The organism is Microbulbifer maximicatervae (SeqCode) (assembly GCF_052467385.1).
Genome location: NZ_CP174311.1, coordinates 645,338 through 665,628 on the forward strand (window position 1 = coordinate 645,338; position 20,291 = coordinate 665,628).

Sequence of the window (20,291 nt, forward strand, 5' to 3'; positions counted from 1 at the left end):
GAATTATGGTTTTGGGGTAGGGCGACGTTGATATTTTTATATTTTGAAGAAGTTCGTGCCAAAAAATTTGGATTGTAAATCTAAACCACTGTTGGAGAAATAAGATACACAGAACGGGATAAATAAGGCTCTCCGGACAGAGAGCCCTGAAGGCAATTAATTGCAGAGTGTCTGTAAGGTAAGAAGAGGGCTCTGCCCGCTCTCTTTGGAGCTTAAATCCAGACCGTTAATGCCCCGTTCCGATGCGATGACCAGGCCGTTATTATTATCGTTTAACCAGCTGTCGACGATTCCTGAGGCTCCCAGGTCAATGAGATGTCGGCCGGTATAGGAGGGGATAAAGCTGCCCACTTGAAGTCCGAGAATAGAACTACCTCCGACAGAATCCCAAGTGGCCGACTCTTCCCGCCAACTTTGTGTTGCCATGTAAATGCCGTAGCTATTGCTGGAAGTATTGGTTACATTCAATTCGAGTGTCGCATCAATATACTGGCGACAGCTTAAATCTGATAAGTCAAAGCGAATGAGGCTATAGAGAGTTCCATAGGTTAGATCGCTGCCGTCGGCGAGGAGTCCATCGCTATCACCATCGAAATTATCATCCTCTTTTCTGGATGAAATAAACACATCGTCTGAAGCAACTTGAGATACCTCTTCACTAATAGAATCGCTGCAATCGGCGGTTACCCTGAGGGCTGGGGCAATACCGGTTTCTTGTGAAGAGATATCTACCCCATCACTGCCACTCAGTGAGGCAATGACCAAGCCAGTATTTTCATTGTTCAGCCAACTATCCAGAAGACCTGATGAACTCAAGTTCACCACTTGGGTACCAGTAGACGACGGGGTAAAGCTGGCGAACAACTGTGAAAGCACCGTTGATCCACCGACAGAATCCCAGGTGGCTGATTCCTCACTCCAGTTGGATTCAGCCAAGTAAATACCGTAACTATTACTGGACCGGTTGGTGATATTAAATTCGATTTCAACTGAATTTATCGTCGAGCAGTGAGATAAATTGGAGAGATCAAATTTAATCAGTGAGTAAAGCGTTCCATAGGTGCTATCACTGCCATCTGCGAGAAGTCCATCTGAGTCATTGTCAAAATTACTGGAAGAGTAGCGCGATGAAATAAATGTGTCATCAGTCACTGGTAGTGACAGTTCGCCATTACCAGTGTCGTCCTCAAGCATAACGCTCCTGCCAACGTTATTTTGTGCGAGAACCATAGCTTCACCAATTCGGTTGGCGCTCCACCAATTGATATTTTCCGGTAATACAAGAGGATTATTGGCTCGATCTTCTCGTGTTAGAGTACTTGCGCTGTTATCGAACTGTGCTGTGCGTACAGTGAGTTGGTCAAAGCTGACCTGGATAACTTTGAACTGCTGTATGCTGGCCATATCTATGGTCCAAAACTTGGCATCATTTGCTGAGCGAGCTGGTGCTCCCCAGCTTCCCTCACCAACGTAAACGGTGCCGCCGGTTTCGTTGGTTGAAAAATCGCTATTACTGGGGGCAACGACTTCGGTGACTTTGGTGAGATGGGTATCTGATTCGACCACCATATTCATGGCGTAGTCATAAAAGGGTTGTGCCCACCAATTAAATAATGTGGGGTTGTCAGATTTACCGCTGTAGTGGGGGAACATGGGTTTGTGGTACTGGGCAAAGCGCCAGTGACTGTAGGCGCCAGTCCCTGCTAAATCACTCTCAAGCCAATTGTTCATGGCGGTAGCATAAGATGACCAGCCGCTTTCTTGAAACTGGCTGTTTAGTGTGTAGACACGCAATAGGGGGGAAATTTGTACTGCGCCGTAGGTATCACTGGGGCTACAACTACCATCCGCATTGAAGTCCACACCAAAGACCTGGCAGGTGGTTGAATAGTTGTCATCCTCATGATTTCCATGGGTAGGTATTAGAGGGTAAATACGTTGATAGCTATAGCCATTAATTTCGTCGTTGGAGTAGGTCAGCGTCCAGTCTTGTAAAAAGTCATCCATTTCCGATGCACTGTTGGCGTTGGTAAAATCACCGCCATGCATAACAGCCAGCGGACGGATCTTAGCCAGCAGTGCATTGCCCTCGCGCCGTGTTGTATGCCCCGTGCGGGTATCTCCCCCAGCGACTATGACGAAGGGAGATTCCTCCGCAGGAGCCGTTTTAAACCAGAACCGGTCGCCACAGCCGTCCTGATCACACACACGATAGTAAACTGCTGAATCCGGTGTTAGGTTTTCCAATCTGACAAAGTAGCTATCTAAGCTGCCATCGAAGGTAGATGTAGAATCAACCCCTTGACTGCTCCAGCTATTTTCATTGGTTGAATAGCCAAAATTAATGTAAGGGTTACTACTGTGGCCATCTGGCGAAAAACCGATAACGGCACTGGTGGATGCATCACCATCCCAGGCCAATCTGTGGTGTTTAGTTGCTGAACTGGCATCAATTGCCAAACATAGAGCCGAGATAGCAAAAGCAGTGCTTAAGAACCGTCTCATTGGGGGTTTCCTGTAAGTAGTGGTTATTCTTTTCAGGCGCAGCAGCTTTAGAGATTAGTTGCAAAAGACTTGTGCGGCGCGCCGGAATTATTGTGGATCTTTATTACAGGCCGTTGAATGATTGGAGACTAAACGAACGAAAGCGGCGTTTCGATAGGGAATTGTGATGGTTTTTGCATTCATAAAATTGATTGCGCCAGCACCTGTTCCCAGATATTGGTAGATGCCATATAAAGGCCTGTCAAAATTACGGGTCCAATAATCTCCCCTTTGAGTTTTCGGGAAATATTCAGTCGCAATTAGAGGTCTGCCAGATTTACTTTCCTGCAGGATAATGGATCGTAACTCTGTAATATCGGGGAGCCGCCAGTTTTGCGTTGCACACAATTTCTGTTGATTGGTATTGCGAATCAGATCCTCGGTATCACACCGCTCTTCTTCAAAATAACAATCTCCATTATTTTCTATACCTTCTTCATATTGATACCACGAGTAGGTCCACCTTCCATCGTGAATTCCTTCGTCGTCAGTTTTTACTTCCCAAAGAAGCCCTGTATCGGTGTCGCAGATACAGGACCAGGGGCCTGCCCAAGCCTCGATAGGCTCCCCATTTTTATCAATTTTAACTAAGTGATATTCCCTTGGCAGAGGTTGTGATGGTTGGTGCAGTATGACTGTACAGACCGTGATTGCAGGAAAAATGAATACCCAAAATATGCGCACAAACATTATTGATCTGCCAACTTGATTTTGACGGGGAGGGCGTGGCGAGTGTGGGCGATTTGCGAGTGATCAAAGGCAGAAACCCAGAGGCAAATACCATCTTTTATTGCTACATCTAACGCTGACCCAGTATTTAATTTTCGCACCATCTCCATAGACCATTGGCCTTCCTGCCAAACAGCATAGGCCCTGACATCGGCACGATCTCCCTCAAAGCGATTTGAGGTATAGAGGACTGAAGGCATAATCGTATTGATAGGATAATTGTCATCTTCAGCCGTGTATGGCTGGTAATCAAACCAGGAAATAGACCAATCTCTCTTTGTATCCTCGTTTTGATATGGAGTCAGGCTGGAGGGACTTTTGGGTAGTCGTTTTGGTGTAACGTTTTTTGAGGAGTACCACTTCCAGTTCATTAAGTATGCCCCGGACTCTTTGCCATCCTGGAGATATCCTGCGGTATAGCGGCGAGCTCCTGGCCTTACAATATCAGGCTTGCCAATATAATTGTCATCTGCCAAGTGCATTTTATTGGTTCTTACTGCTTTCCAGTGCCAGAGATCGTGTATTTCATCGGATGAGCTGTAGTGGTAGCCCTTGCCATGCCAATTTGCGGGCAACTGTGCTGATGGTTTGCGACCCAGGTGAGAAGTTCCCGAAGCACCGAAATCACAGGAATTGGAAAGCAGGATGGCAAACTTATCTTCATAGTGACGGGTTTCATTAAAATTTTGAAAACCTTGCTGCTGTATTTCCCAGCCAGAATCTACTTTTTTCAGTGGTAGGTGTTTCAGGCTTTCAGTGGGATCTTCCCAAGTGATATGAAAAAATATTTCCTGTTGGTTATGCAAGGCTCTCAAGTTGACGGTTGAGCTACCATCAATAAAGTTAGCACCTCCGTCAGTATGGATTTTAAGTGATATGGCTGAGGACCATGCGGATTCTTGGGGTATTCCATCTATGTTTATAAAGGTTTCCGGACTTATTTTCTCAACTGTAAGATCGTGGTAACTGTTATTTGTAACAATAACCCAAAGTAATAAAGTGACACAGCCGACAGATAAGTAGGTAAAAATTGAAGTTCGATAGCCCGATCGAGTATTGGGAAGTAAGTAACTCAAAGTCTTCAGGCCATAGGTTGTTAGATAAACGCCAGCATGAAGAAATATATAAAGTAAGATCGCAAAAGCACTATAAAAGTGTGCCTGACGAAAGATAGAAGGATTGCCGGAACCAATAAATAAAATCCAGCCACTTAAGATCATGAGTGTTAAAAAAAATGAGCCAATGCGTGTTACTACTCTATGGTAGCTAATTGATGTTTTATTAGGTTCACTGGATGAGTTTGTACTTTTTAATTTAATTGTTACTTTATAGAATAAGTAACAGAGAAGGATGGCTGAAGTAACAATTGCGACAAAGAAGTGAATATCATGAATCTGTCCCTGGGGTAAAAGTTCTTCGATATTTCCAATACTTGGCTTAGTCAAGGTGGAGATACGGAGCCCCGTTAGCAGACTACATAAAACTGCAACAATGGCCACGCTGTGCAGAATTATCCAAAGAGTACTCTTCGGTTGTTTGGCCATGGGAGTATTCCAAAAGGGTTTAGGCTAGTAAAAAAGTGTGGCATTTATATTAATTAAAATAGACTACATTCTGTGGATGGAGTCACAGCGCCTAAAAAATGAGGAATGCGCTGCGCTGTAGTAACGCATAAAGAATGAATGCCGATTCCGAGCTTACCGAGATATAATCACAGCGAGTCTCAGTTGTAGAGTCTCCTTTCCGCCTGACCCAATAGTGTACTACTCAGTATTTTGACCTGTTCAGAACAAATAGCGGGATAACTTATTCTTGTTGGTATTCGGCATTCTGTAACTACTCATGCAGCTGACACTTACTCAGGCTTTCACTTTTCTCCAAATCTTCCGATATGGCCATAAGTTTCGGGTGGTCACTTCTCCAGTCAAAATCTTCATGGCGAAAATCAAGATAGGATAGTGCTGAGCACAAGTTAATATGTGGCAAGCTAAGACTGGCGGGTAATCGATCCAGGTGCTTTTCCAGGTAATCTAGAGATCTCTCAATAGCACTGAAGTAGCGCTGCCACCAAAAATCAGACCTAAGTTCTTCCCGTGCGCGCAGCTTTTCCATTTGCAGATGCACTGCTGCGTCCATTAATCCAGAGCTGACACTGTGAAAAGTATACAGATCCCAATTGTTGTCTAGTGGTGTAGATAAGTGACCATCCCCTAAGCTTTTATCAAGAAATGCACAGATGACTTCGCTGTCAATGATCGAGGAGCCATTATCCAGGGTTAGGCAGGGGACTTTTCCCAAGGGGTTGCTGGAAATAAGTTCGTCGTCATTGTGAAAGGGGTGAGAGAAATGCTCTGTTACCACAGAGTGCAGACGCTGTTCTTGCACAACAATGCGCGCCTTGCGCGCAAAGGGGGAGGAAAAGGTCAGGTACAGTTGCATAGGCCAAGCTCTTTTTAGCTGCGTGCCCTTTCAGCAACTGCAGTGACCGCCAGTGCTGCTACGAGCAACTGTTAACGCGTACTTTAGTGATGGGTAATCACTGAAGTAATGCGGTTATAGAGGTGCTGTTTTAAGTAGGCTCTCTGTTTTTTGAGGCTGGAATAGTGATCGTCGTCGGTGCCAATACCACTATCCTGAAGGCCTCTTATTTGTTTATCCAGTTTGCTGTAGATGTCGTTTTCAAGTTTGAATTGAATATCGTCTTCGATGAGCTGCTTGATTGTGTCTGCATATTCTGGGAAATCCACCGAGAGCTCGTGTGAAGCAATGGGCATAAGGGACCTCCACAATCGATATTAGTTAATGAAGTGTAGGTTCAGTCTTGCCAGTCACAAAAATGCAATTCTAGCGCTGCTTCCCTTAATCAACATAGTTATAAAGTGAAGTTAATATAAGTCTGTATATAGCCATTTGATATATATAAAAGTTGAAGCTATTTTATTAGCAAATATTTTTTACCCTCTTTTTTTTGATTATCGGTAATTGTTAGTCAGGTGAGGCTTAAACAGAGGGCTGGGTGGAAGTGACGGGCACAAAAAAGCCCGACAATTACTTGTCGGGCTTTTTTGTTGCGGTTCTGCTACTGGGCTTAGGCCGAAGCCTCCAGTGGTGCAAAGCGCAATTGGCGCCTCTGCAAAAGCTCACCGAGATAGAGCTTTAAGTAGGCTGCAGCGGCCCGTTTCCCCTCTGCTGCAGAGTCTTCTGTTATTTTCCCAAAGCGGGAATAAGACTGGGAGCAGAAAGAGTCGTTAATGTTGATGGCACACATAAACCGGTCTCGCCAATCCTGAGAGGGCGGTAACTCAAACTCCCGAGACAGGTTTTTGATCAGAGTATCTGCCAGGCGCCAATTGTTTTCCATTTGTAGTTGGCGTAATGCCCAACTGGACTGAGGTCCAAAATGTACTTTTAGTGCCGCGAGATTCTCTTCATAGTAGCCGCGCACAAGGTCGCACAGCTGATTAAGCATATCCTGCCAGCTTTCTGACGGAGAAAAATCCGAATGGCCCAATACTACGTCACCGAAAGACTTATAGTGACGCTCGGCCAGGGCGGTTAAGCTGGCATCTACACTTGGGAAGAAATGATAAACAGACGCTGCTGGAACACCTGCAACCTGACTAAGGTTTGCGAGGCTAATATCCGTAGAGTCTTGTTCAGTAATTAATACTTCAAGGGCGTCAAGAAGCTTTTCATACTTCTCCCGACCATTTTTGCGTTGTGGTTTGCGCGGACTGGCGGTGTCGCGCCGGCTGATTGCTCGTCGATCGATTTGGTTCAAACTACCTCCCCCTTTAGACAAGCGGTACTGGCCATGGGCTAGCATACGCTTTACTTCCATGTAAAAAATTGTCTTTTGGAATTGATTATTATAATCGTACCAAATTCGGGCGAGCAAGAAGAACTTGTTTGATTTGTGGGGTAGTTCCACCTTAATTAATTAAATTCGGCTAGCAGGTATTTCTGCCAGCCGAATGGAAATGCAGCTAGTGATAATGTAGCTCTGTCGCCTTTCCTCGGAAGACGTAATAAGAGAAAACGGTATAGGCGAGGATGACGGGAACTACTATTACCGCACCCACAAGAATAAATTTTAATGAGGCGGTGGCACTGGCTGCCTGCCAAATATTTAGTTGGCCGGGAACAATATCAGGGAAAAAGCTGAAGGCCAGGCCGACAAAGCACATCAGAAAAATAACAACGACGGTAAAAAAAGGAACCGCTTTATGTCTGTCCGCAGGCTTAGGCATTCTCGCCAGCAGAACATCATTGGAGACAAAGGCGATAAAGCACAGGGTGGGGACGAGTAGTACAAACATAACCAGAGGGTAGGTAAACCATCGGTCGAATACGGTTGGGTTTACCAGTGGATTGATGGCCGATACTGCAATCACCCCAAGCAGGGTGGCCCGCCCTGCGTAACGGGTCCACGTAGTCGCTCGTTTTTGCAGCTCCGACTCGGTTTTAAGAACCAGCCAGGCGCCGCCAATATAGGCATATGCGGCGGTAACTCCCAGAGCGCTGAGCGCTGAAAAAAGCTGTGCAGACCAGTCGGGCTTAAAGCCAATCACGTACTGCCCCAGCATGTACCCCTGCGCAAGGCTGGTAATAATAGACCCCGCTTTAAAGGTTCGATCCCAGGTTAGCTTTTTGTCGATGGCAGCCTTGGCACGAAAGTCGAATGCCACTCCTCGCATGATTAGCCCGACTAGCATAATCGCAGCTGGTATATATAGATGCATTAACACCAGGTTGTGTGCGATTGGGAATGCAATCAGGAGCAAACCGATTGCCAGCACCAGCCAGGTTTCGTTGGCATCCCAAAAGGGGCCAATGGATGCGATCATGGTATCCCGCTGCGATTCCTCCTCTTCTCCCATGGGGAGCAAAATGCCCACACCAAGATCGTAGCCATCCAGAATTGCGTAGACTATTACCGCCAGGCCCATAAGGGCGACAAAGGCGACAGGCAGCCAATAGGCCGCTGCAGAAGCGCTACCGGTCATTTGCCCTCTCCCTTGTCATTTTTCTCGGTATCTTTTGGACGGTTGGTTAAGCTAGTGCCGGCGAATAGTTCCTGAGTTTCAAGCTCCTCGACTTTTACAGACTTCAGGGCCATCACTTTCAGGGTTCTTATGTACGCATAGAGCAATATCACATAGACAACCAGATAAAGGGTTAGGGAAAAACCGACATGAGAAGGTGGTACTGGAGTAACAGCGTCGGCGGTTTTCAGTACTCCTGTTACGAGCCAGGGTTGGCGTCCAATTTCTGTGACATACCAACCGGCCAAAGTGGCTATCCAGCCGGAGAATGTCATCGCGACCAGGGTTTTGAGCATCCAGCGAGGCAGCTCACCTTTACGCAATAGATAGACCCCTCCCCAAGCGGTTAGCAGCATCAATATTCCTATGCCGACCATAATGCGGAAGGCGAAAAATACGGGGGCTACCGGTGGGTGATTATCGGGGAATTCATTTATTCCCTTGATCTCACCATCCCACTCATGGGTTAGGATAAGGCTGGCCATCTTGGGAATGCCGATCGCCAAATGGTTGGTTTTTTCTTCTCCATCGGGTATCGCAAATAACAGCAGGGGCGCACCGCGCTCTGTTTCCCAGATTCCCTCCATTGCGGCGACTTTTTGCGGTTGGTGCTCAAAAGTGTTGAGTCCGTGTAAGTCACCCACATAGATTTGAATCGGAATAAAGATGGCAGCGAGAATCAGTCCTGTTTTAAGGGCGAGCCGGGGCGCGCGTTTGGGGTCTCCTTTAAGAATCCGATAAGCGGAAATCCCCGCAACAAAGAAAGATGCCGTCAAACCCGAAGCCAGCAGCATATGTGTAAGTCGGTAGGGGAAAGAGGCGTTAAAGATAATTTCCATCCAGCTTGCCGGGTAGGCGACTCCATCCCGTAAATCGAATCCGGCAGGTGTTTGCATCCAGGAGTTGAGAGCAATAATCCAAAAAGCGGATAGAGTGGTTCCTGTTGCCACAATAAAGGCAGATAAAGTATGTATTTTGCTTGGCACCTTATTAATGCCAAACAACATAATGCCGAGAAAGGTTGCTTCGAGAAAGAATGCAGTAAGTACTTCGTATCCGAGAAGCGGGCCGGCGATATTGCCGACCTGGGCCATAAAGCCGGGCCAGTTTGTTCCGAACTGGAATGACATGGTGATGCCACTCACTACGCCGAGAGCAAATGTCAGGGCAAAGACTTTTACCCAAAAACGATATGCGCGCATCCAGACCGGATTATTAGTTTGGTCGTAGCGTAATTTAAAAAAGAAAACGATCCACGCGAGTGCGATGGTGATTGTTGGAAATAGAATATGAAAGCTGATATTTGCGGCAAACTGTATCCTGGAAAGGATCAGGGTATCTAGCATGAGAGCCTCTGCTGGTCTGAGATCTTTGAACCAGTGAGCCGATTAGCACCTCCTGTGCTAATCGGCACTGCAAGAAAATATAGAGGCAGGTGTGTGTTCCCGCGTATACAATCCTGCAGGAGCCGACTTTGGATCGGCAGCGGCACGGCCTTGTGCCGTTTTTAATCCAACACTATGGGCTGCCGGATTAAAAATATGCCGGGGCTTTTAGCCATGGATTTGGCCCTATGGGTTTCTCCCCGGAATAAGTGCTTCAGATGAAGGTGTTATTTCGCTTTGAGTGCAGCGGTATATTCCTCGTACTAGCGTTTTTTTCGCTAGTTTGAGGTGTTCTGTCCACCTGTCATCTTACTTTTGAGTTCCAGTAGCTTGACGATACCGGAGCCTAGCTTCATCAATTTAAGCAGGTCCTGGTGTTCTAGCTTGCTGAGTGTGTTGGCAAATTCTTCGAGCAGCTCCAGCAAGCTGTAAACTTCCTGGATTTTTTCCTGTGCCTGGGCATCCAGCTCATCTTGGGGTTCATTGAGCAGCAGCTGGCGAAGCAGACTTAATGTAGGGTCGAGCTCTCGCTTGCGGCGCTCCTCGAAGACAGTGCGAGCGAGGTCCCAGATTGACCCAGCTGCAGTGAAATAATCTTTGCGATCGCCCGGTTGATGATGCAGCTCAACCAAGCGCCAGGCCTGTAGCTCTTTGAGCCCCATACTGACATTGCCACGACTGATCTTCAGGGCCTGGGCCAATTGCTCGGCATTGAGTGGCGTGGGATGAATGGTGAGTAGGGCAAACATTTGCCCGACCGTGCGATTGAATCCCCAGCGGCTACCCATTTCACCAAAGTGCAGTACGAATGCCTGGGCTTGACTCGATAGTTTCATTTACTTCTTAAGTTTCAGAAATTTCTGAAAATTGTAAATGTAAATTGATCTATGTCAATCACCAATTTAGAAAATAATGTGAGGCCAGCGAAAGGCTCCCTGATTCTGATCTGGGGAGAGGCTGGTTATATGCTTAAGCTACTTTTGGCTCTTTGGTACCAGTTGTCGGGCACGATAAAGCCTCTGCAGGCTTCGCCATTTTTATCGACGGCGGCGATGCACAGGGGGTGGGTAAAACTTTCGGGCAGCAGTGCCTCTAGCAATTGATCGGCAGTCATGCCGGTGGTGCTGCTCTGAGGCGCCAGCCAGGCTTGCTTGGGGAGTGCCAGCCACTCGAGAGCACTGCGGTTTGCCTGGCTCAAGGAGAATGACCGAAACTCAGATAACGATACCCACCAAAGATCATGACTGGAGGGCCGGTGAAGTGTATCCAGCGGTTTGAATAGTCTCCCGGGCATTAGCGCCCACTGGCGATCTATCTCTAGGCCGTGCTCTTTCAGCATTGATTGAACTGCCGGCATTTCAATCAGTGGCAGTTGATGATCTGCCATTCTTGCCAGTTTGATATCCAGTCGGTCCTTGATTCCAGGCCCCACCCAATGGATATCGGTAACCTGGAGATAAATTTTTACGGCAATTTCCCAGTGTTCACACTGGTTGCTGGGCAGGTGTTGCACGACGAAGTCGAGTTCCCCCAGTGTCTTGCCCCCGGACCTTAGAGGGAGGTTTTGGTAGAGCAGCTGGTAGTCGGGATGTTTGTCAAAGGCAAATGACCAGAGCCTTTCAAAGTAAGTGCCCAAGCGGTTGTTGGGTTTGTTGAGGTTGAGTTCGTGCAGGTAATTATCCAGTTCAGGGGAAAGTGCATTTTTTACTTTCGGGCAGGAAAAGTATTCCAATAGGGACTTTCGTCGCGTGGGTAGAAGCCAGGGGAGTTGGTTAGCTGCACTAAAAGCTGTAACGGAGCCCTCGCTAGTGGGAATATCCGAACTTCCCACGGACCACATTAAGTTGTCCCAATTATCTACCTGTCCGCTTTTCAGGGAGGAAATCATGGCCTTCTGTATCGTTTCCTGAATCATTAAACTTCTGTATATTGCTAAAATACAAGACAGATTGGTGAAATCATCTATGATTGCTTTACCATCTGAACTAAAAATAATAATTACACTTATAAGAATCGATCCGAGCACCAAAAAAATCAGCGAATTACCGATGTCGAAATAAGTCCCCTGGCAGTGAAGTTTCTGCCTTGATTTCGTTATCCATCTCCAGTGCCAGCTTTATTCTGGGAGTTGATTTTGGTCGGGTATTTTTCTTACAGTGACTGATACTGGAGAAAATCATGGAATCAGGTCCCCTTATTTCGATCGGCTTGCCTATCTCGCTGTTTATCATCATGGTGGGAATAGGGATGACCCTAACTGCCAGGGATTTCCATCAGGTAACGGTAAAGCCCATTGGCCTTATTATCGGAACTTTTACCCAAATTCTCCTGATGCCAGCTATAGCAATTGGCCTCTGCTGGGGCTTAAATCTACCACCGGCCATTGCTGTTGGCCTAGTCATTATTGCCGCCTGTCCGGGAGGCACAACATCGAACCTGTTTACCTTGATGGCTCGCGGCAATGTGGCGCTTTCTATTGTATTAACAGTTTCTGCCAGCCTGATTACTATTGCCAGTTTACCGCTTTTCGCAAATTATGCGCTTCGAACTTATTTCGGTGCTGACCAGACTGTAACTCTGCCATTCGCCAGTACAGTGGTGATGTTATCCAGTATTGTCCTCTTGCCTGTTGTGATAGGGATGCTATTTCGCGCCTGGAGACCGCACCTGGCTCGCCGCGCAGAGGGAATAGTCAGTATTTTTGGCGGGGTTGTATTGCTTGCACTGGTAGCAGGCCTTATCTGGGGAATTCGCGATCGCCTTGCAGACTTGATGGTTCAAGCTGGACCCTCGGTCATTCTATTGAATCTCTGTGGTGTGCTATTGGGGCTTCTTATCAGCCGGGTTGCTGGCCTGCCAAAGCGGGAAGGGGTTGCGGTTGCAACGGAACTCGGTATTAAGAACAGTACCATCGGAATGATGGTAACCCTCACGCTCTTACACTCGAGTGACATGTCCGTGCCCTCAGCAGTTTACGGTGTATTGATGTTCCCATCTGGCGTTCTTTTGGCGTTATATGGTCGCCGTGGTGCAACGAAAAAACTGGCTTCTGAGACGGAAGGAGCAGGTGAAGTAGGGTAGTAAATGTTGCATTTACCGAAAACTAGACCATACCTTTACTATTGAGGGTGTGGTCGATCTTGGAAAATTGAGCTCGCCTATACCAATTTCTGTTACTGCACTATGAATTTCAATAATTCTAATGTGCGGCCACGGATTACTGAATATCTTTTTTAGGTATATGTCTAAAACCAGGCATTGAGTTGTCTCAACCCCAGATTGTAAAGTCAATATGTTCAAGGGTTTTACGGCGAAGCGCAGCAAGAAAAATACAATCAACAACAACCTAAAATTAGATGCTCTGGTCTGGAAGAGAATATTGGAGCAGTCGACCCTCAGTGGTAATGATTCTGGGGTAGGTAATGCGGCTAAACACAGTATTGTTATTTCTCTGACTAGCTATGGAAAGCGAATCCATGATATCCATTTGTGTATCGAGAGTTTATTTCAGCAGTCGCTAAAGGCGGATTTAATTGTACTTTGGCTGTCGACCAAAGAATTTCCAGATTATATGTTGCCCAATATTTTAATGAGGCAGGTGGATCGTGGGTTGAGAATTGAATTTGTTGATGAAGATCTAGGACCTTACACAAAGTATTATTACGCGCTTCAAAAATTTCCTGATAGCCTGATAGTCACGGTGGATGACGATATCCTCTACCCGATGGATACCATCGATATGCTGTATCAGTCATATTTAAAGTTCCCGTCACATATTTTCTGTCATCGAGCTCACAGGATAGGTGTTGATAAAAAAGGCAATATATTGCCTTACAATAAATGGAGGACAACGCGGGAAACTTGGAAGTGCAATATGAATATCAAACCTTCTTATCGCGTTTTTCCTACTGGAGTTGGGGGTGTTTTATATTATCCCGGCTCTTTACATCCCGATGTTCTGAATAAAGATAAGTTTTTGGAGTTATGCCCTAATGCGGATGATATCTGGCTTAAAGCCATGAGTATGAGGCAAGGAGTCCGTTGTGCAAGAGTGCCAGATGTTCGTTTCTGGAGGGATAGGTTTTTAACAATCCCTGGGTGTCAGGCTAGCGGCTTGAAGAAACAAAATTTAAAGGGAAAGTGTGGTAACGATAAGAAAATACGCAGAGTATTCTCTGAATATAATTTATCTCAGTTACTGTTAGAGTGAATAGGCGCTGCTTAATCTAGAGGTAATGTAGTTGTCGCACTCTAAGGTTAATATTTGGCTTTCAGTTTAATCTCAAATTGCTACCACTTATAACGAAATCCTAATTCCAAGCCTCCGGAAAAACTATTCCCCAGGTTTTCCAAACTGCTACTGTAATAAATTTCTGAATAGATAGAACAGTGATCACCGCACTCATCGTAGCTCGCGCCCAAGCGCAATTCACCGTACCAGGTATCAGGTTTTTGACTGAGTCGGGTTTCCGATACGAGTAAATTGGTCCTCTGGTCGATATTGTAAATAAGGCTCGGAGTTGCGAATAGAGAGAACCTTTCCAGGGGAATTGAGCCATACATATTGCGACTACTCTTACGTTGACTCTTGCGCTTTTCAAAGATGGTTCCCAAGCGTAAGAGGAAGCCATTGTTATTGATATCTGTAGCTTGTACGGCATAGATATCCTGCAAGTTATTGGCTTCCTCCGAGGTGTAAATCAATTGCGCATGGGGTGTCCAGGAATAGTAATCATGCAGTTTAAAACTCTTTCCGCCCTCGATAGACAAGGCGTAACCAAATGCTTCATCGCTATTATTGAGTTCGCGTAGTGACCTGGCATCCATTTCAAAGTCAAACCAATTTAGCTTAAGTTGACTATCAATAAAAATGCCATCCAATCCATACCAGGTGACAAATGCGCTGACGCCGTAGTTACTCGCATCGATTGAGCCATCACCAAAAAATGAACTCACATCGTTATTTGAATCGCCGTAGTGCAAAGCGGCGCTGCCAATAAGTTGGCTTCCAAACACGGAGACTTGTATTGGTAAATCAAAGCCCACTTGTACTTGATAGTAAGTCTGTTTCCAGTTTGCACGGGTACTGGACTCATTAGGGTCAAGGGTAATATGCCGGGCAGAGTTCCTGATCCAAAGTCCACGATTATCAATTGCCTGCTCTTGGGCATCGCTATACTCGCTACTGGCCAAGTCCAAATAGCTTGTACCTACCCAATAGCGATTGCCCAGGCGGCTGCGCAGTGAAGCGGGAATATTGAGTGTTCTGAGAATTTGCGGGAGGGCTTCGTAGAGTACTGCAGTAGGTTGCCAGCGGATCATTCCGCCTTCAGGAAATACTGAAGAGTTATCCACAGTTGAACGCAAATACCAGCTGCCATCATCACTTCCTCCTGCGCCGTTCTGGTGCAATGTGTAAGCATAGGCTCCACCTATCACTGCCTGCTGATCATCTTTACTGACAAAGTCCCCTGCCAGAGTGAATTGTGCATTTGATTCGCCTTTGACGGAAACCACCTTAATACCATTGCCCTCTGTCCGCTTTCCTTTACCTGAGCGGTTAAAGACAGAGATAGTGGTGGTGCCAGAGCTGTCTCCTTCCACAATTAGTTGATCGCTCTGTGAAAAATCATCTTCAAGGACGGCGTCTACCCATAGGCGCCCATTATTAGAGCGGTATTGCCCATAATTTCCATTATCGTCTTTGGCTATGGTGAGGGTGTTGAACCTATTGTTGGATAGATCAATGGTTCCACTATTGGAGACATCTCCTGAAATTACATAATTGTCGCTATCAAAAAATGCCTGCCCACCCCAGCGAATATCCAGGCCGAGGGAATTTCCTTCCGAATCGAGACCTCCTCCGACAGCTAAACTCCCAGTGAATGTCATTTTGGAGCTACCCCAGATAACGACTCTTTCCCAGTTGTTTAGAAGAGTCCCATCAACGGAGTAATCCAATTTAAATATTAAATTGTCGACTTCACCATCATCTGCACTGAGATCATCACCACCATCCAGTATGACATCTCCATCGAAAGAGTGTGAATCTATCAGTAGGGTGTCTGATCCGGAGCCGCCTCGAATTTCGTTACTGATACCCTCATCCCAATAGATATAGTCATCGCCGTTTCCGCCATCCAGGTAGTTAAAAATGAACCCTCCATCCAAGGTGATGGTATCGTTTCCTTCTCCTCCCCAGACGTGAAAGGACAGCCCATCGAGTAGAATCAGGGTGTCATCTCCATCGCCTCCATGAATGCCTCCTCCCCCGAGATAATTCCCTACATCACTGGATCGCTCGTCGAGAGTTATCGTATCGTTGCCAGCGCCACCGTCGGCAAATAAGGTAACAATTCCTCCCGTGATAGTAATTTCGTCATCTCCCTCTCCCGCAAGTACATTTTCCGCCGTTCCACCGTTAAGAATGATGGTATCGTTGCCGGCATAAGTTTCTATGTCCGCACCATCGGGGTCATTGTCTTCGTCACAGGTGATTTCATCTGCGGCAGTGGTGCCACTATTGCCGGGGGTACATTGTGCTAGAGAGTGGCGGCTAAAAATAAGCAGTGCAGAAACCGTCATAATGAGTAGGAATATTTTTACGAATCCTACAGGAGAAAGCTGGAAACCAGTTTTTTGGGGAGACACAGTTATTCCTTTATATTGTGCCAGATAGTTGCAATACCGATTAGGTTTTTAGCGGCAAAGTTATAGTTGGGGACAACGCAGCTCGTGTGTGAAATAACTTCAAATTTTAAGCGTATTCGCTGTCGCCCAACTGTATGAAATCGCTCCGATAACTAAAATTTAATACCCACCCCGAAATTTATGATCCAGGGGTTGTAGTCAAAATGGGCATAGAGGCGATCCCTTCCCAATTCAGTGGGGAAGTTGATAGTGGCATCGGTGTCTGCCAGGTAATAAATCGCGGATGCGTTAAGTAGTAGAGGATATCTCCAGTCGCGGAAATCAAAGATATAATCCAGGCCGGCCTGCAGCCCCCAATCCCACGAGTGCCCCATATTAAATGATCCCGGTGCGACCGAGAGCTCTGAATCTATCAGGTATTCGTTAAACTGGCGGCTGATTTCAACGGTGTGGAAATTGGTGTAATTGATTCCTGCACCGATATAGGGGCGAGCGCGATAGGATGGGTCTAAGAAATACCAGTTGCCGAAGACCATTGTCGTTGTAGTGCTAAAGTCGCCGAGCTGGATTTGGTTTCGCCCAGGGTTGCCGGTGAAATTATCCAGTTTTGTACCATAGCTGGCGCCATTAATATGCATTAATTCTATGCCCCAGCGATCGCTGGGCCGCCACACTCCCGATATTTGCCATGCATGGGTCGAGTCGATTTGCCAACTGCTGTTGTATAAATCCCATTGCTGTAAAACTCTGTATTTAAGCGCTGTGCCCTCATCGTTTGGCTGGACATAAGTCAGGCCAAAACGAACAATAAATTCACCCCATTCGATATCACGCCAATCATCCTGGGCATGGGTCGATAGTGCTGAGAGAGTGAAAAGTAGAGTAATAATTCCTTTATTAATTCCTTTTGCGGTCATCTCGATATCCATCTCTGAAAATCCGGACACAGGCAAAACAGCTTATCTGCCATAGGTGGCTTTGGTTGATAATTATTGGCAGTGCATGGGCCAAGTACCCCAAAAAGTAGCAGGACTGAAAAAGGCCGCAGGGAATTTTTCAAAATTTGAGGCCTAAATTATCTAGCCCGGTTTACAGGGAGAAGGGAATTTATAAGGAGAGAAAGAATAATGCGCTTGGTGCCTTTGGGGGTATAGGTGTCTATTCGGGTTTACAGGGAAATTTCCACTGTGAGTCTTGGGTGCAGTGTATTCTTTCCCTCTTTTCCAATGATAAGGCTGGGCTACGGGAGATTACCCAGGGGCACTTTTTCCAGATTGCGGGCGTACTCCAGGAACTTCTGTGCTGCTGGTGATAGTGGGCGTGATTTGCGTCGAGCCAAATACCAGTGGGTGACAATAGGAAGCTCTTCGACATCGAGAATTGACAAGCCTGCCCGTCCGCCAAACGCCAGGGTATGCTCCGACAATATAGAGACCCCCAGACCGGACATAACTGCATGCTTAATGGCTTCATTGCTCTCTATGGTCATACGGAGCTTGAGGTCTACATTGCGTTTGCGCAGGAACTGTTCAATGGCATGGCGTGTACCGGAGCCCTCTTCCCGATGCAGGAACTGACAGCCTGCAAATTCTTGCAGGGAGATTTTCTTGCGGGAGGCCAGTGGGTGCTTCTCAGGCGCTATCGCCAGTAAGCGGTTGGGTAGAAACTCCACCAGCTCCAGGTCCTGGCTCTTTGGAGGATGGCTGAATACGTAGAAGTCATCTTCATCCTCACCGGTGTAATCAATGATCTGTTGGCGGTTGCCCACCCTGAAGTGGATATCCAGTCGCGGATGCTGCTGATAAAACTCCCCGATCAGGTGGGGGATAAAGTATTTGGCGGTGGTCACTACTGCCAGTTGTAAGCTGCCGGTATCCAACCCTCGCAATTGGGCCAGTTTCAGGTCCAGGTACTCGTAACTCTTCAGGATTTCCCGGGCACTTTCTACCAGGGTTTGCCCGGCCTCCGTAAATTGCAGTTGCCTGCCCACCGAGTAATACAGAGGTAAACCCACCGCATCGGAGAGTTTGGCCAGCTGCATCGATACGCTCGGCTGGGTTAGGTGCAGCTTTCTGGCTGCGGCGCTGATATTGCCCAACTCATAGACACAAAGCAGGATCTCCAGTTGTCGAACGGTTCCAATGCGGGCATGGGCACGAGTTAAGGGCACAAAATCACCTATATAGGTTTTGGTTTATAGTTTACATAATAAATATCTATTTTTATCTATCAATAGCAATTCCGATAATGCGTCAATTTCAATAACCAGTGGGGGCATTATCAATGCAGAGATCACAACTCTTCTTTGGCGTGGTTGTCGGCTTGTTAGTTTTAAGCACAGGCTTATCAGTAAATCTTGCCGGTATGAACGGGGTTCCCTTGATGGCTGTAGGCCTAGTGGTGGTTCTGGCCAATGCTGCTTACTGGCTGATGGCGCAGCAAACCCCAAAACGCATACGGATCTCCAATAATCGCTCCAGACAGCGCCGGGGACAGCGATAGAGATGCAGTTGGATATTGTTGTTGGTTTCTTTCTGCTGGGCGCCTTTGCCCAGCTGGTTCGCAGTGACCTGCGTTTACCCAAAGGTCTTTACCAGAGCTGCGTTATCTTCCTGCTAATCGCCATCGGCCTAAAAGGTGGTGCTGCTTTAAGTGCGTATTCCGCTGCCACCCTGGTTCCCCAGTCCCTGGCGGTGGTGGCTTTTGGTGCCCTGTTACCCCTGGTGGCTTTCCCTATCTTGCGCTGGATTGGCAAGTGGTCACGTGTGGATGCGGCGGCAACCGCGGCGCACTATGGGTCTGTCAGTGTTGCCACCTACGCGGTGGCTGTGGCCCTGCTACAGTCACAGAATATTGAATACGAAGCGTATTTCCCTCTGTTTGTAGCACTTCTTGAAGTCCCGGCAATCATTGTCGGCATGCTGTTGGCGCGGCAATCGATGGGCAGTTCGAGCAAGCGCCGGGTATTTCACGAGGTCACCTGCAACCAGGGAGTACTGTTGCTCCTGGGGGGAATCGTTATCGGAGCATGGGCTGGAGAGCGCACCGCTTCAGTAATGCCTTTGTTTGGGGCCCTGTTTCATGGCATATTGGCGCTCTTTCTGCTGGAAATGGGGCGTGTCGCTGCGGCGCGGTTGGCTGATGTAAGAGGGCAGGGGGCTTTCCTGCTCAGCTTCGGTATTTTTATGCCGCTGATTGGCGGTGCCGCTGGCGGTATCTTGGGGAGTTTGTTGGGTTTGTCGCCTGGTGGTATCTTTCTGCTCGCGGTGCTCGGTAGCAGTGCCTCTTATATCGCTGTGCCTGCGGCTATGTCCGTTGCCCTGCCGCAGGCCAATGCTAGTGTGTCCATCACTTTGTCCCTGGCAGTTACCTTTCCTTTCAATGTGCTGGTGGCGATTCCCGTCTATCTGGCGCTCGTTCAATATTGGAGTTAATCGCAAGTGAAGCCGATTCCCTTTGAAAAAGTCACTATCGTAATGGGTTCCCGCTCAGATTGGGCCACCATGAGCAACGCGACTAAGCCTCTGGAAGAGCTCGAAGTTCCCTTTGCTACTGCTGTGGTTTCGGCCCACAGAACTCCCCAGCGTATGGTTGAATTTGCCAGCCGTGCCCACGAATCCGGTACCGAAGTGATTATTGCTGGCGCCGGCGGCTCCGCCCACCTGCCGGGTATGATCGCTGCTTTGACTCCCCTGCCTGTGATCGCAGTGCCGGTTGAGAGCCGCTTTATGACGGGTATGGACAGCTTGTTATCCATTGTGCAGATGCCTCGCGGTGTGGCGGTAGCAACCCAGGCGGTCGGTGCTTCCGGTGCCTACAATGCAGGTTTAATGGCTGCGCAGATGTTGTCTTTGGCTGATGCGGAATTGCAGAAGCGCCTGATCGCCTGGCGTGAGCGCCAGACCGAGCAAGTCCCGATCACGGTTGAGTGATAGGA

The 20,291-nt window shown here is 47.4% G+C and carries 18 protein-coding genes; 5 read left to right on the forward strand and 13 right to left on the reverse strand.

Going from position 1 to position 20,291, the window contains the following annotated elements:
• Nucleotides 1-156: 156 nt before the first annotated feature.
• The 10 genes from ACJJIR_RS02795 to ACJJIR_RS02840 all read right to left on the reverse strand — a co-directional run bounded on the left by ACJJIR_RS02795 (nucleotide 157) and on the right by ACJJIR_RS02840 (nucleotide 11,618).
• Nucleotides 157-2,505: a DNRLRE domain-containing protein gene (locus tag ACJJIR_RS02795; protein ID WP_444907256.1), complete on the reverse strand. Its 2,349-nt coding sequence runs from the start codon at nucleotides 2,503-2,505 to the stop codon at nucleotides 157-159.
• A gap of 87 nt (nucleotides 2,506-2,592) precedes the next feature.
• Complete coding sequence (locus ACJJIR_RS02800) at nucleotides 2,593-3,234, reverse strand: Lcl C-terminal domain-containing protein (protein ID WP_444907257.1); 642 nt, start codon at nucleotides 3,232-3,234, stop codon at nucleotides 2,593-2,595.
• On the reverse strand, nucleotides 3,234-4,817 hold the full coding sequence (locus ACJJIR_RS02805; RefSeq protein WP_444907258.1) for an ethylbenzene dehydrogenase-related protein: 1,584 nt from the start codon (nucleotides 4,815-4,817) through the stop codon (nucleotides 3,234-3,236). Before ACJJIR_RS02805 ends, ACJJIR_RS02800 begins: the two co-directional genes overlap by 1 nt.
• 292 nt (nucleotides 4,818-5,109) lie before the next feature.
• Nucleotides 5,110-5,712, reverse strand: coding sequence for a glutathione S-transferase N-terminal domain-containing protein (locus tag ACJJIR_RS02810; RefSeq protein ID WP_444907259.1), 603 nt, complete (start codon nucleotides 5,710-5,712; stop codon nucleotides 5,110-5,112).
• An 83-nt stretch (nucleotides 5,713-5,795) separates the two neighbouring features.
• Nucleotides 5,796-6,047 carry an HP1242/YdcH family protein gene (locus ACJJIR_RS02815; protein WP_282931240.1) on the reverse strand — a complete coding sequence of 84 codons (252 nt, stop codon included), beginning with the start codon at nucleotides 6,045-6,047 and terminating at the stop codon, nucleotides 5,796-5,798.
• 314 nt (nucleotides 6,048-6,361) lie between these two features.
• Complete coding sequence (locus ACJJIR_RS02820; protein WP_444896086.1) at nucleotides 6,362-7,114, reverse strand: TetR/AcrR family transcriptional regulator; 753 nt, start codon at nucleotides 7,112-7,114, stop codon at nucleotides 6,362-6,364.
• Nucleotides 7,115-7,259: 145 nt separating this feature from the next.
• Nucleotides 7,260-8,279, reverse strand: coding sequence for a cytochrome d ubiquinol oxidase subunit II (gene cydB, locus ACJJIR_RS02825; protein ID WP_444907260.1), 1,020 nt, complete (start codon nucleotides 8,277-8,279; stop codon nucleotides 7,260-7,262).
• Nucleotides 8,276-9,664, reverse strand: a complete 1,389-nt coding sequence (locus tag ACJJIR_RS02830) for a cytochrome ubiquinol oxidase subunit I (protein WP_444907261.1) — start codon at nucleotides 9,662-9,664, stop codon at nucleotides 8,276-8,278. Before ACJJIR_RS02830 ends, cydB begins: the two co-directional genes overlap by 4 nt.
• Nucleotides 9,665-9,981: 317 nt before the next feature.
• Nucleotides 9,982-10,539, reverse strand: a complete 558-nt coding sequence (locus ACJJIR_RS02835) for a GbsR/MarR family transcriptional regulator (RefSeq protein ID WP_282931244.1) — start codon at nucleotides 10,537-10,539, stop codon at nucleotides 9,982-9,984.
• A 125-nt stretch (nucleotides 10,540-10,664) separates the two neighbouring features.
• On the reverse strand, nucleotides 10,665-11,618 hold the full coding sequence (locus ACJJIR_RS02840; protein WP_444907262.1) for a DUF1853 family protein: 954 nt from the start codon (nucleotides 11,616-11,618) through the stop codon (nucleotides 10,665-10,667).
• 263 nt (nucleotides 11,619-11,881) lie between these two features.
• Between ACJJIR_RS02840 and ACJJIR_RS02845 the strand changes: the two genes are divergently transcribed.
• Nucleotides 11,882-12,784: a bile acid:sodium symporter family protein gene (locus ACJJIR_RS02845; RefSeq protein ID WP_444907263.1), complete on the forward strand. Its 903-nt coding sequence runs from the start codon at nucleotides 11,882-11,884 to the stop codon at nucleotides 12,782-12,784.
• A gap of 211 nt (nucleotides 12,785-12,995) precedes the next feature.
• Complete coding sequence (locus ACJJIR_RS02850; protein WP_444907264.1) at nucleotides 12,996-13,913, forward strand: glycosyltransferase family A protein; 918 nt, start codon at nucleotides 12,996-12,998, stop codon at nucleotides 13,911-13,913.
• An 80-nt stretch (nucleotides 13,914-13,993) separates the two neighbouring features.
• On the opposite strand, the gene ACJJIR_RS02855 is transcribed toward ACJJIR_RS02850, so the two are convergent.
• From ACJJIR_RS02855 to ACJJIR_RS02865, 3 genes are all read right to left on the reverse strand, one after another.
• A complete protein-coding gene (locus tag ACJJIR_RS02855; RefSeq protein ID WP_444907265.1) occupies nucleotides 13,994-16,354 on the reverse strand; it encodes an autotransporter family protein in 2,361 nt (786 codons plus the stop codon).
• 152 nt (nucleotides 16,355-16,506) lie between these two features.
• Nucleotides 16,507-17,271: an OmpW/AlkL family protein gene (locus ACJJIR_RS02860; RefSeq protein WP_444907266.1), complete on the reverse strand. Its 765-nt coding sequence runs from the start codon at nucleotides 17,269-17,271 to the stop codon at nucleotides 16,507-16,509.
• A 323-nt stretch (nucleotides 17,272-17,594) separates the two neighbouring features.
• Complete coding sequence (locus tag ACJJIR_RS02865) at nucleotides 17,595-18,524, reverse strand: LysR family transcriptional regulator (protein ID WP_444896093.1); 930 nt, start codon at nucleotides 18,522-18,524, stop codon at nucleotides 17,595-17,597.
• Nucleotides 18,525-18,637: 113 nt separating this feature from the next.
• Between ACJJIR_RS02865 and ACJJIR_RS02870 the strand changes: the two genes are divergently transcribed.
• From ACJJIR_RS02870 to purE, 3 genes are read left to right on the forward strand one after another with little or no spacing between them, the layout of a single operon-like run.
• The gene (locus tag ACJJIR_RS02870) at nucleotides 18,638-18,856 is read left to right on the forward strand and encodes a hypothetical protein (protein ID WP_282931251.1); all 219 of its coding nucleotides are present in this window, start codon (nucleotides 18,638-18,640) and stop codon (nucleotides 18,854-18,856) included.
• A 2-nt stretch (nucleotides 18,857-18,858) separates the two neighbouring features.
• Nucleotides 18,859-19,788 carry a sodium-dependent bicarbonate transport family permease gene (locus ACJJIR_RS02875; RefSeq protein WP_444907267.1) on the forward strand — a complete coding sequence of 310 codons (930 nt, stop codon included), beginning with the start codon at nucleotides 18,859-18,861 and terminating at the stop codon, nucleotides 19,786-19,788.
• A 6-nt stretch (nucleotides 19,789-19,794) separates the two neighbouring features.
• Nucleotides 19,795-20,286 carry a 5-(carboxyamino)imidazole ribonucleotide mutase gene (gene purE / locus ACJJIR_RS02880; protein ID WP_282931253.1) on the forward strand — a complete coding sequence of 164 codons (492 nt, stop codon included), beginning with the start codon at nucleotides 19,795-19,797 and terminating at the stop codon, nucleotides 20,284-20,286.
• The last annotated feature ends 5 nt before the right edge of the window (nucleotides 20,287-20,291 follow it).

Bases quoted from the DNA above. Each gene is read 5' to 3' on its own strand.
- ACJJIR_RS02795 (WP_444907256.1), bottom strand. From the start codon at position 2,505: ATGAGACGGTTCTTAAGCACTGCTTTTGCTATCTCGGCTCTATGTTTG.
- ACJJIR_RS02800 (WP_444907257.1), bottom strand. From the start codon at position 3,234: ATGTTTGTGCGCATATTTTGGGTATTCATTTTTCCTGCAATCACGGTC.
- ACJJIR_RS02805 (WP_444907258.1), bottom strand. From the start codon at position 4,817: ATGGCCAAACAACCGAAGAGTACTCTTTGGATAATTCTGCACAGCGTG.
- ACJJIR_RS02810 (WP_444907259.1), bottom strand. From the start codon at position 5,712: ATGCAACTGTACCTGACCTTTTCCTCCCCCTTTGCGCGCAAGGCGCGC.
- ACJJIR_RS02815 (WP_282931240.1), bottom strand. From the start codon at position 6,047: ATGCCCATTGCTTCACACGAGCTCTCGGTGGATTTCCCAGAATATGCA.
- ACJJIR_RS02820 (WP_444896086.1), bottom strand. From the start codon at position 7,114: ATGGAAGTAAAGCGTATGCTAGCCCATGGCCAGTACCGCTTGTCTAAA.
- cydB (WP_444907260.1), bottom strand. From the start codon at position 8,279: ATGACCGGTAGCGCTTCTGCAGCGGCCTATTGGCTGCCTGTCGCCTTT.
- ACJJIR_RS02830 (WP_444907261.1), bottom strand. From the start codon at position 9,664: ATGCTAGATACCCTGATCCTTTCCAGGATACAGTTTGCCGCAAATATC.
- ACJJIR_RS02835 (WP_282931244.1), bottom strand. From the start codon at position 10,539: ATGAAACTATCGAGTCAAGCCCAGGCATTCGTACTGCACTTTGGTGAA.
- ACJJIR_RS02840 (WP_444907262.1), bottom strand. From the start codon at position 11,618: ATGATTCAGGAAACGATACAGAAGGCCATGATTTCCTCCCTGAAAAGC.
- ACJJIR_RS02845 (WP_444907263.1), top strand. From the start codon at position 11,882: ATGGAATCAGGTCCCCTTATTTCGATCGGCTTGCCTATCTCGCTGTTT.
- ACJJIR_RS02850 (WP_444907264.1), top strand. From the start codon at position 12,996: ATGTTCAAGGGTTTTACGGCGAAGCGCAGCAAGAAAAATACAATCAAC.
- ACJJIR_RS02860 (WP_444907266.1), bottom strand. From the start codon at position 17,271: ATGACCGCAAAAGGAATTAATAAAGGAATTATTACTCTACTTTTCACT.
- ACJJIR_RS02870 (WP_282931251.1), top strand. From the start codon at position 18,638: ATGCAGAGATCACAACTCTTCTTTGGCGTGGTTGTCGGCTTGTTAGTT.
- ACJJIR_RS02875 (WP_444907267.1), top strand. From the start codon at position 18,859: ATGCAGTTGGATATTGTTGTTGGTTTCTTTCTGCTGGGCGCCTTTGCC.